At 70.6% G+C, this 10,799-nt stretch carries 8 protein-coding genes and 2 pseudogenes; 2 read left to right on the top strand and 8 right to left on the bottom strand.

The window, feature by feature from the left end; translation table 11 throughout:
- Positions 1-527: 527 nt before the first annotated feature.
- Together ABT171_RS40145 and ABT171_RS40140 are read right to left on the bottom strand one after the other, a co-directional pair.
- Positions 528-995 carry a PAS domain-containing protein gene (locus ABT171_RS40145; RefSeq protein WP_351251684.1) on the bottom strand — a complete coding sequence of 156 codons (468 nt, stop codon included), beginning with the start codon at positions 993-995 and terminating at the stop codon, positions 528-530.
- A gap of 128 nt (positions 996-1,123) precedes the next feature.
- Positions 1,124-1,618: a DUF5994 family protein gene (locus ABT171_RS40140; RefSeq protein WP_351251682.1), complete on the bottom strand. Its 495-nt coding sequence runs from the start codon at positions 1,616-1,618 to the stop codon at positions 1,124-1,126.
- A 515-nt stretch (positions 1,619-2,133) separates the two neighbouring features.
- On the opposite strand from ABT171_RS40140, the gene ABT171_RS40135 reads away from it, so the two are divergent.
- Both ABT171_RS40135 and ABT171_RS40130 read left to right on the top strand, forming a co-directional pair.
- On the top strand, positions 2,134-2,622 hold the full coding sequence (locus tag ABT171_RS40135) for a GNAT family N-acetyltransferase (protein ID WP_351251680.1): 489 nt from the start codon (positions 2,134-2,136) through the stop codon (positions 2,620-2,622).
- A gap of 512 nt (positions 2,623-3,134) precedes the next feature.
- Entirely contained in the window at positions 3,135-3,479 is a 345-nt protein-coding gene (locus ABT171_RS40130; protein ID WP_351251678.1) for a MerR family transcriptional regulator, read from the top strand.
- Positions 3,480-3,647: 168 nt separating this feature from the next.
- Here the strand turns inward: ABT171_RS40130 and ABT171_RS40125 are convergent, their stop codons facing one another.
- The 6 genes and pseudogenes from ABT171_RS40125 to ABT171_RS40105 form a co-directional block, all read right to left on the bottom strand.
- Positions 3,648-5,333 carry a ribonuclease J gene (locus tag ABT171_RS40125; protein ID WP_351251676.1) on the bottom strand — a complete coding sequence of 562 codons (1,686 nt, stop codon included), beginning with the start codon at positions 5,331-5,333 and terminating at the stop codon, positions 3,648-3,650.
- 217 nt (positions 5,334-5,550) lie between these two features.
- Positions 5,551-5,679: pseudogene (locus ABT171_RS40120) on the bottom strand (phosphotyrosine protein phosphatase); the annotation flags it as partial.
- Between the two features lie 8 nt (positions 5,680-5,687).
- Positions 5,688-5,867 (bottom strand): annotated as a pseudogene (locus ABT171_RS42080) (antitoxin); the annotation flags it as partial.
- A 136-nt stretch (positions 5,868-6,003) separates the two neighbouring features.
- Complete coding sequence (gene yicI, locus ABT171_RS40115) at positions 6,004-8,286, bottom strand: alpha-xylosidase (RefSeq protein ID WP_351251674.1); 2,283 nt, start codon at positions 8,284-8,286, stop codon at positions 6,004-6,006.
- Positions 8,283-9,683, bottom strand: coding sequence for a GH1 family beta-glucosidase (locus ABT171_RS40110; protein WP_351251672.1), 1,401 nt, complete (start codon positions 9,681-9,683; stop codon positions 8,283-8,285). Before ABT171_RS40110 ends, yicI begins: the two co-directional genes overlap by 4 nt.
- Before the next feature lie 55 nt (positions 9,684-9,738).
- Positions 9,739-10,722 carry an acetylxylan esterase gene (locus tag ABT171_RS40105; protein WP_351251670.1) on the bottom strand — a complete coding sequence of 328 codons (984 nt, stop codon included), beginning with the start codon at positions 10,720-10,722 and terminating at the stop codon, positions 9,739-9,741.
- Positions 10,723-10,799 lie beyond the last annotated feature (77 nt).

Raw genomic sequence — 10,799 nt, 5'->3', positions numbered from 1 at the left:
TCGTCGACTTCCTTGCCCAGGAAAATGATGCGATCGCTGAGCAGGCGATTGTAGATCTGGTCACCGAACGCGACGCCGCCGTTGGGGCTGTAGGCCGACGGTGCCATCGACGATGCCGGGTGGTGGAACTTCACGTCACTCATGGATACCCCTGTCCTTGACCGAGCCCCAGGTGTCCCGGGGAAACTGCCTCGGGTGCGCGGTGGGTTGAACTCGCCTTCCCCGGACTCGTTCGAAGCTAACACGTTCACAGGGCACGGATCGCGGCTCCGTCTGTTTTCTGCTCAGAGCAGACGGGCGCCTGAACACCATTGCCCACAGGGCCAGTTGGGGCGCGGTCCGAACTGCAGACTCACAGGGGTGCAATCTCGGACGTACAGCGACGGATTTCAGTCAGATCCCACAGTGCATTGCTTGTCCTTGGGCCCGCTGGGAAAAAGCGCCGCCGAAATCGGCCTGTTCTTTTTGCTCTCGTGGGTCGGAGGAGGGCGGGAGGCCCGGGTACGGTCCCGGGTCTTCGTACGGGATCACCCACAGTCAGGGGCGCCCATGGCGAGGCGCCGCCGCCGGATCACTCCCTCGGACGCCCCGCGAGGCCGGTCGAGTCGCGGTCCCGGCTCCCCGGCCGGCACGTACACCGCTCGTTTGACCTCTCTTGGCAGCCAGGTCGGTTGCGGGAGACCTCCTGCAGCAGACCGATGCGCGGCGTTCCCGGCGAGCGCCCGCAGCAACGGGCAGCGCTCTCGCAGGATCCGGGCGCCTCCCGGGGCCCGATGACACAGGTCATGCAGGCCCTGCCCGTACAGCGCCGCTGCCGGACGCCCCAGCAGCCGCTCGGCGGCCGGGTTGACCGCTACGATCCGCCCGGCCGGGTCGATCACCGTCACCGCCGCGCCCAGCTGCTCGACGACCTGTTGCCACAGCCCCGGTTCCGCCGGCAACAGCCCCCGCTCCCGCTCCCCGCCGGGCCTCACGCCCTCCACCACGTCGCGCACCCCCTCACGGGACGCTCCGCCGCCGCGCCCCGGCCCCCGGGCCACCGGAACTCCGGTGCCGCGATGGCCCCGTGGGCATCCGGCGGCACGGCCGTCCCCACGATCCGCTGGGCGATCGGCGCGTGCCGCTACGTCGACGGGTCGCTGGCGCGGGCCCGATCACTGCCGGTCTCGACCAGGATCTGCCTGGCCTGCCGGAGATTGCCGGTACGGACCGCCTCGGCCATCGCGGCCCTCGCCGCGGGCGGGGGCGTGTCCGGCGGAATCACGAGCAGCGAGAAGAGGTCGCGGTCGCCACGGGTCACGAGGGCGGTGCCGTCCCCCACGACTGAGGAGTCGATATGCACGACGAGTCCGTCGACGGTCATCCGGGTCGGCAGCTCGTCCCAGGCGTCCTGGTCTAGGCCGACGCGGGCGACGGGTCCGAGCCGATCGGTCAGCGCGGCGATCAGGCCGGGCAACTCGGCGTCGGGGTTCCTGGAGCGGGGCCACCACGCCCCGTCGAAGATACCCTCGCGGTCGTGGGTGGTCGTGAGCCGCAGGAGTGCCGTTCCAGGGCGCAGGGATTCGTACATACCGTCCGCCAGGAGTCCTGCCGGGGGAGAAGGCTCGGAGACGGCCATGGAACTCACCCTGCCTGTCGGTGCCGGCAGGCCGCCGACCGCCGGTGGCGGTGAGGGGGACGGCTACCGCCGAGGGCATGAGGCCATACCCTCGCTACCACGCTACTCCCCGCCTGCCCGGCCGCCGCGCACCTTCCGTACGACCGGCTCGTCTCCAGCGCACACCTCCGGCGGCTGCGCTGTTCCTGCCCGGGAACGCCGGGATGACGAAGACGCCGCCCGGGCGGTGGTCGGCCGAACGCTCGCGGCCCGCTCCCCGGCCCGAGCCGCCTTGATCGGCACCGGAGGGGCTCCGCCACCGCACTGGCCCATCTGCGCCGACGCGCGATCGTGCCTGGATTGTCGGTCCCGGCCGATCCATCGTGCTCGTACGGTGTCCGAGCGTGCCGCCGACGGTATCGGACAGGGGCAGGGCGGGGCCTGGACGAGCGGTTCCCGGGAGCGGTGCGGGAACGCCTGCCCGGGCAGTCGACCCCTCCGCACGAAGGCACCTCCCGGTGCGGAATACTCTCCGGATGGGTTCACGCACTTCCCCGATCAGCCAGCCGATCACGATACGGAGGGCCGTCGCGCGGGACGCCAAACGGCTCACACGGCTCGTGCGCGGCTCAGGCGCCTACGAGGGCAAGTACGCATCCGCAGTCGCGGGCTACCGGGTCGGTCCTGATTACATCGAGGCCCACCGCGCGTTTGTGGCCGTCGGCCCCGACGAGCATGGAGGCCGGGTCCTCGGGTTCTACTCGCTCGTCCTCGCTCCGCCGGAGCTCGACCTGCTGTTCGTCGCCGACGAAGCGCAAGGACGGGGTATTGGACGGCTGCTCGTCGCGCACATGCAGTCCGAGGCCCGTGCCGCCGGGCTCGACCGTGTCATGGTCGTGTCGCACATTCCCGCCGAGGACTTCTACCACCGCGTCGGTGCAGTACGGATCGGGACGGCGCTCGCGAACCCGCCCGCCGTCCCGTGGGACCGTCCCGAATTCGAGTTCCGCATTCCTTCGGAGTGACGCGGGGGACCGGTTCACGGGGCTCCAGTAGGAGAGCGGTCCTGATCCGGGCCTCGGCGCGGGGTTGCGGCGGTGGGCGTACGCGGCTCGGGGCGCCGTTCAGTGTGGGCGAGCACCGGGCCGGTCCCACCGAGCTCCATGGAGAAAAACTGTCATGGCTGTAGTAGACATTCCGTCGTCGCAGGGTTAGCGTTGTCTTCGTACCCAGAAGTCAGGACACGGCCCAGCGGGGCTGTGAGCAGCACCTGCGGTATCTCCGTAATCGAAAGGTAAGGAGCAGAACGCCATCAGGATCGCCCGGGCGAGGAAGCAGTCCGCCCGGGTACCGCAAGGCCCCGGATTGGAAGGTGGTCCCCGGTCACGCATTCGCGATCCCCGCAACCCCGCCCTCCCGGGCGGCTGCGGAAGAAGAAGGCCGGCGCAGCGCGCCGGTAGATGGTGTTGAAAGCTCGGGGCCCGGGTTGCCGTACTGGCACCCGGGCCCCCCGACGCGTCTCCGAAAGAAGAGGTCTATGCCGCCTGCCGGTTCCCGTCCCGTCGACGCTCTGGATGATGACGACTACCCCGCCTACACCATGGGCCGGGCCGCCGAGATGCTCGGCACCACCCCTGCCTTCCTCCGTGCCCTCGGTGAACACCGCCTGATCACCCCGCTGCGCTCCGACGGCGGCCATCGCCGCTACTCCCGGTACCAGCTGCGCATCGCCGCCCGCGCCCGCGAACTCGTCGACCAGGGCACCGCCATAGAGGCCGCCTGCCGCATAGTCATCCTCGAAGACCAGCTCGAAGAGGCGCAGCGCATCAACGAGCAACTGCGCGCCGAGGGCGGCAAGACTCAGCCGAAGACATCAGCCTGATCAGAACGCCCGAACCCGAAAGGAGCGGCGACCGGTAGGAGGGTTGCCATGGGTGGCGGGGATCTGGACCTGGGGCAGCTTCTGGCCGCCGCTGAGGCGGCACCGCCCGGGGAGTCCGGAGGGGGCGGTGCCGCGGCCGGAACGGGGACCGTGCTGCCGGGCTGTGGCTCAGGCGTCGATGATGACGGGGATGATGAGGGGCTTGCGGCGGTGGGTGCGGAACGCCCAGTTCGCCACGGCGCGGGCGAGGAGTTGTTCGAGTTGGCGGGCGTCCCCGACGCCTTCCTCGGCCGCGGTGGCCAGGGTCTTCTCGATGACGGGGATGACCGGTTCGAACGTGGCGTCGTCGTGGACGAAGCCCCGGGCCAGGAAGTCGGGGGCCTCCGCGAGGGCGCCGGTGTCCGCGTCGACGATCGCCACCACCGTGACCACGCCTTCGGCGGCGAGGGTGAGGCGGTCCTTGAGGGACGCTTCGGTGGCGCCGCCCACTTCCATGCCGTCCACATAGACGTTGCCGGCGGGGACCTTGCCGGTGATGGACGCGCGCCCGTCGACCAGGTCGACGACGACGCCGTCCTCGGCGATGACGACCCGGTCGGGGTCGACACCGGTACGGATGGCGAGGTCGCCGTTGGCCCGCAGGTGGCGCCACTCGCCGTGCACGGGCATGACGTTGCGGGGCTTGACGATGTTGTAGCAGTAGACGAGTTCGCCGGCGCTGGCATGTCCGGAGACGTGCACCTTCGCGTTGCCCTTGTGGACCACGTGGGCGCCCCACCGGGTGAGTCCGTTGATCACCCGGTAGATGGCGTTCTCGTTGCCGGGGATGAGGGAGCTGGCGAGCAGGACGGTGTCGCCCTTGCCGATGCGGATCATGTGGTCGCGGTTGGCCATACGGGACAGCGCGGCCATCGGTTCGCCCTGGGAGCCGGTGCACACCAGCGTGATCTTGTGGTCCGGGAGCTTCTCCAGCTCCTTCGTGCTCACGACCAGACCGGACGGGACCTTCAGATAGCCCAGGTCACGGGCGATGCCCATGTTGCGGACCATCGACCGGCCGACGAAGGCGACCTTGCGGCCGTACTGGTGCGCGGCGTCCAGGATCTGCTGGATGCGGTGCACATGGCTGGCGAAGCTGGAGACGATGACCCGGCGCGGCGCGGTGCGCATGACCTGCTCGATCGCCGGGTTCAGCTCACGCTCGGAGGTGGTGAAGCCGGGTACCTCGGCGTTGGTGGAGTCGGTGAGGAACAGGTCCACGCCCTCCTCGCCGAGGCGGGCGAAGGCGCGCAGATCGGTGATGCGGTCGTCGAGAGGGAACTGGTCCATCTTGAAGTCACCGGTGTGCAGCACCAGCCCGGCCCGGGTGCGGATCGCGACCGCGAGGCTGTCGGGGATGGAGTGGTTGACCGCCACGAACTCGCAGTCGAACGGTCCGAAGCCACGCCGGTCGCCCTCCCGCACCCGCACCGTGCGCGGCCGGATGCCGTGTTCCTTGAGCTTGGCCTCCAGGAACGCCAGCGTCAGCTTGGAGCCGACGACGGGAATGTCGGACCGCTCGCGCAGCAGGTACGGCACGCCGCCGATGTGGTCCTCGTGGCCGTGGGTGAGTACCACGGCCACGATGTCGTCCAGCCGGTCCCGGATGGAGGTGAAGTCCGGCAGGATCACGTCCACGCCGGGCTGGGTCTCCTCGGGGAACAGCACGCCGCAGTCGACGATGAGCAGCTTGCCCGCGTGCTCGAAGACGGTCATGTTGCGGCCGATCTCACCCAGGCCGCCCAGGGCGATGACCCGCAGCCCTCCTTCGGGAAGGGGCGGTGCGGCTTTCAGCTCGGGGTGCGGATGACTCATACCCTGACGGTACCCGGAGAGCGGGACAGGGTGATCCATTGCCTGTGTGATCTTCTTTTCTAACGGGAGGCTGCCCGGGGAGCCAACCGGCAGCTGGCCGGGGCCTTGGACCAGTGCGAGTGACCGGGCCGTCAGCCGGGCGTCACTTCCGAATCGGCATCCGGACGCGGGCTCGATCGCGTCGCGGATGGGGCGTACGGCCTCATACCCCCTGCCCGGCCTGGTTGACGGTGCCCGCGGGAGCCGAGCCGGCGGAGCGGGCCTCGACGCGGTCGCCCGCGAGGTGGGTGAGGAAGGCGGCGGCCAGCTGGGAGCGGCCGGCGCTGTGGACGCGGACGAACACCACCGACGGGCGCGGGCCACGATGAACGGGGCGGCGGAGGCAGGGGCGATGCCGGCGAAGGTGTCGGTGAACGTCCGGCCGATGGCACCGCCGGGTTCGCGAAGGACGTGGGGGAGGTGAACCAGTACGCGGCCCCGATGCAGGAGGCCACCACCGCGGGGGGCGAGCGCAGCGCGGCCGGTCCGGCTGAGGTTCCGCTGGGGCGATGCCGAAGCAGCAGCTCATGCTGTTCTTGTCCGGCAGAGCCACCGCAACGGCGAAGCCCGGGGACGGCCCGGCCGAAGTGCGCTCCCGCCGGGCGAACGGGGAACCGCCCCGGTGCTCGGTTCAGCGCGGGTAGGGCAGGTCGGCTTCCAGGGTGCCGGCGGGGCTCGTGTGGAGGGTTCCGTCCGGTCCGCCGATCCGGAGCTGCCAGGGGTGGGGGCTGTTGGTGGTGACGCGGAGGCGGTCGCCGTCGAGGTGCAGGTGGAAGCGGGCCGTCTCCCCCGGCCCGTCCGGGCGCGGGATCACCAGCGTGTGTTCCGCGCCGTCGGCGAAGGCGTGGACCCGCAACTCGACACCGTCGGCCCAGGCCGAGACGGGGTGCTGGTCGTCGGCGGTGAACGGGATGACCGAGTCGGGGCGGGCGAGCAGCGGCAAAGTGTGGAAGCCGTGGTGTTCGCGTACCCAGCGCGGGCCGGCGACCTCGTCGCCGGTCAGTACGTTCGTCCACGTCCCCTCGGGAACGTAGTACTCCACCGTGCCGTCGTCGGTGAAGACGGGCGCGACGAGAAGGTCGTCCCCGAGCATGTACTGCCGGTCGAGTGCCGCCGCTCCCGGGTCGTCGGGGAACTCCAGCACCATGGCCCGCATCACCGGGATGCCGGTGGTGTGGGCTTGCTGGGCGGCGCGCTGGAGGTAGGCGGCGAGGCGGTGTTTGAGGAGGGTGAACTCACGGGTGACCTCGACGGCTTCCTCGCCGTAGTCCCACGGGACGCGGTAGGACTTGCTGCCGTGCAGCCGGCTGTGCGAGGAGAGCAGGCCGAACTGCACCCAGCGCTTGAAAACGGTGGGGGTGGGGGTGCCCTCGAAGCCGCCGATGTCGTGGCTCCAGAAGCCGAACCCGGACAGGCCGAGGGAGAGCCCGCCGCGCAGTGACTCGGCCATGGCGTTGAAATGGGACTCGCAGTCGCCGCCCCAGTGGACCGGGTACTGCTGGCCGCCGGCGGTGGCGGAGCGGGCGAACAGCAGGGCCTCGCCCTCGCCGCGCTCCTCACGCAGCAGGTCGAAGACGGCCTGGTTGTAGAGGTGGGTGTAGTAGTTGTGCATCCGCTCCGGGTCGGAGCCGTCGTGCCAGACGACGTCGGTGGGGATGCGTTCACCGAAGTCGGTCTTGAAGCAGTCCACACCCTGGGCGAGCAGGGCGCGCAGTTTGCCGGTGTACCAGTCGCGGGCGGCCGGGTTGGTGAAGTCGACCAGGGCCATGCCCGGTTGCCACAGGTCCCACTGCCAGACGCTGCCGTCGGCGCGGCGTACCAGGTAGCCCTCGCGCATGCCCTCGTCGAACAGATGCGACTTCTGTGCGATGTACGGGTTGATCCACGCGCTGATGCGCAGGCCCTGCCGCTTGAGCCGGGCCAGCATGCCCTCGGGGTCGGGAAAGGTCTCCGCATCCCATGTGAAGTCGGACCACTGGTACTCGCGCATCCAGAAGCAGTCGAAGTGGAAGACGCTCAGCGGGATGCCGCGCTCGGCCATGCCACCGACGAAGTCGTTGACGGTGGCCTCGTCGTATTCGGTGGTGAAGGACGTGGTCAGCCACAGCCCCAGTGCCCATGCCGGGGGCAGAGCCGGACGTCCGGTGAGAGCCGTGTAGCGGGCGAGGACCTCCTTGGGGGTGGGGCCGTGGACGACGAAGTACTCCAGCGACTGGTCCTCGACGCTGAACTGCACCTGGCCGACCGACTCGGAGCCGACCTCGTAGCTCACCCTGCCCGGGTGATTGACGAAGACGCCGTAGCCGCGGTTGGTCAGGTGGAACGGGACGTTCTTGTAGGCCTGCTCGCTGCTCGTGCCGCCGTCGGCCTGCCAGATGTCCACTGCCTGGCCGTTCTTGACGAACGGCGTGAAGCGCTCACCCAGGCCGTAGACCAGCTCTCCGACTCCCAACGAGAGTCGGCCGAGCATGTAGTGGCGGCCTTCGGCGTCGGTGACGAACCCGGTGCCGCGCTCGCCCGCGGAGGTCAGCACGCGGCCGCCGGCGGTGAACTCCAGCCGCCACGGCTGCCGCGTGTCCACGCGCAGCGTCAGTTCACCGGAGGCCAGTTCCAGCACCGTTCCGTCCCGGCGCACCTTGCCGGTGTCCGCGTCGGCGCCGGGCAACGCGAACTCCGGTCCGCGGCGCACCGATCCGGCGTGGTGGGTCGTCCGCACGCCGATGATTCCCTCGGCCGGGGACCAGCACTCCACGGTCAACAGCGGGCTGTTGAGGGTGTCACCGCGCCGGCTCACGTGTTTCACGGGCGCGTACAGGGTCATCCGGTGGTCGTCGGCGCGGACGTCACCGACCTCGGTGGCGTAGCGGGCCGTACAGCCGGGACGCATCAGCCAGTAGCCGTCCGTGAACTTCATCGGGCAGTCTCCTCCGTCCGCGCACAATGGGCGCTGATCAGTCCCCGGTACCAGTGGTAGCTGTCCTTGGGGGTGCGGGTCAGGGTGTCGTAGTCGATGTGGACGAGGCCGAAGCGCTGGTCGTAACCGCGTGCCCACTCGAAGTTGTCCAGCAGCGACCAGACGTAGTAGCCCCGTACGTCCACACCGGCGGCGACGGCGTCGGCCACGGCGGTGAGGTGGTCGGCGAGGTAGCCGATACGGTCCGGGTCATGGACCCGGCCGTCCGGTGCGACCGTGTCGGCCTCCGCCGAGCCGTTCTCGGTGATCCAGATCGGCGGCGACTGCGGGTAGCGGACGTGGAGGTCGCGGAGCAGCTCGGAGAGCGCCGACGGGACGACCGGCCAGCCCATGGTGGTGTGCCGGGTGCCGTACGGGTCCAGCTCGGCCACGCCGATGTCCACGGCGGTGCGCTGCCCGGGGTCGGCCACGCGGTGCGGCGCGGCGGACACGGTGGTGGGCCGGTAGAAGTTGACGCCGAGGAAGTCCAGCGGGCCACCGATCAGGTCCAGGTCGCCCGGCAGCCGCCAGGGGCCGTCGGCGAGCCCGGCCCAGGTCTCGGCCTCGTACCGGGGGTAGCGTCCGGCGAGGAGCGGGTCCGTCCAGATGTCGTTGTGCAGGGTCTCGGCGCGGCGCAGGGCGGCGCGGTCTTCGGGCCGGTCGGAGGCGGCATGGATGCGGTCGAGGTTGAGGGTGATCCCGACTTCCCGTGCGCCTGCGGCACGCAGCTCCCGCGCCGCGAGGCCGTGAGCGACCAACAGGTGGTGGGCGGCCGCCAGCGCGCCGCGGCCCTCCTCGGCCCCGGGCGCGTGCCGCCCCTCCGCGTAGCCCACGAAGGCCGAGCAGTAGGGCTCGTTGAGCGTGATCCAGCGGTCCACCCGGTCGCCGTAGCGCTCGGCGGCGAGGGCCGCGTACTCCGCGAAGGCCTCGGCGGTGTCTCGTGTGCGCCAGCCTCCCCGGTCCTCCAGAGCCTGTGGCAGGTCCCAGTGGTAGAGGGTGACCGCGGGTGAGACTCCGGCGGCCAGCAGCTCGTCGATCAGGCGGTCGTAGAAGTCCAGGCCCTTGTGGTTGACCGGTCCGGTGCCCTGGGGCAGCAGCCGGGGCCAGGCGATCGAGAAGCGGTAACTGTCCACGCCGAGCTCGCGCAGCAGGGCGACGTCCTCGCGGTAGCGGTGGTAGTGGTCGCAAGCGGTGTCGCCCGTGGCGCCCCCGAGCGTGCGCCCGGGGGTGCGGCTGAAGGTGTCCCAGATGGACGGGCCGCGCTCGTCCTCGTCGTGGGCGCCCTCGATCTGGTAGGCGGCGGTGGCGGCGCCGAAGCGGAATCCGGCGGGCAGTACCGGGAAGGGCGGGGAACTCACGTGGCGATACCTCAGAGTCTCTTCGAAGGTGTGGCTGGTACGGTTCGGCACGGCGTCACTGCTCGGGTGCGAGCCCGCGCTCGGCCAGCCAGTCCAGTTGGACGGGTGGGTTGGAGCCGCAACCGCCGCCGTGGTCGGCGAACGGCCAGACGGTCATGGTCCGGTCCGCTCCCGCGTAGTGGTTGAAGGCGGCGTAGACCGTGGAGGCCGGGCAGATCGGGTCCATCAGGCCGACGCTGAACAGGGCCGGCGCGGTGGCCCGCTGGGCGAAGTGGACGCCGTCGAAGTAGTCGAGGGTGGCGAAGGCCGGCTCCACGCGGTGGCGGCTGTGCCAGCGCAGGTACCTGGCGATCTCCGGGTAGGGGCCCTCACCGGTGATCTCGACGGCGCGGCGGAAGTGGCACAGGAACGGCACGTCGGGCATCACCGCCGCCACCCTGTCCCCCAGGAGTCCAGCGACGGCGAGGGCCAGTCCGCCGCCCTGGCTGCCGCCCGCGACCACGATCCGGCGGGCGTCGAGGCCGGGCAGGTCCGCGACGGCTTCCACCGCCCGCACGCAGTCGGTGATCAGGCGCCGGTAGTAGTAGTTCTCGGGCGAGTCGATGCCGCGGGTCATGAACCCCTCGGCCCACTGTGTGCCGTCGCCCTGGGTCCGGTCCGGGGTGTCGTGCCCCTGGCCGCGGCTGTCGACGATGAGCTGGGCGTAGCCGGCGGCGGACCAGAGGAGGTGGTCGGTGGGCAGTCCGCGACCGCCGCAGTAGCCGAGGTAGGTGACGACGACGGGCAGCGGGCCTTCGGCTCCGCGCGGGCGGAGCAGCCAGGCGGCCACCGGTTCGCCGTTCCAGCCGGGGACACGCAGGTCGTCCACCTCGACGGTGCGCAGCCGAAACCGGTCGGTGACACGCTCGGCCTTCACCGCTCCGCCCCGTGAGCGGGCGTCGTCCAGGGTGCGCCGCCAGAAGGCGTCGAAGTCGTGCGGTGCGGTCGACGCCGGCCGGTAGCCGACGAGTTCGTCAAGGCCGAAGTCGGTGAGGGGCATGGGGACTTCCTCCGGATGCAGAGACGGCGAAGCGGCGGGGTGCTGGAACGTGAACAGTGCGCTGACTCCCGGGACAT

The organism is Streptomyces sp. NPDC001851 (assembly GCF_040297165.1).
GTDB lineage: Bacteria > Actinomycetota > Actinomycetes > Streptomycetales > Streptomycetaceae > Streptomyces.
This window is presented reverse-complemented; position numbering and strand designations above follow the sequence as displayed.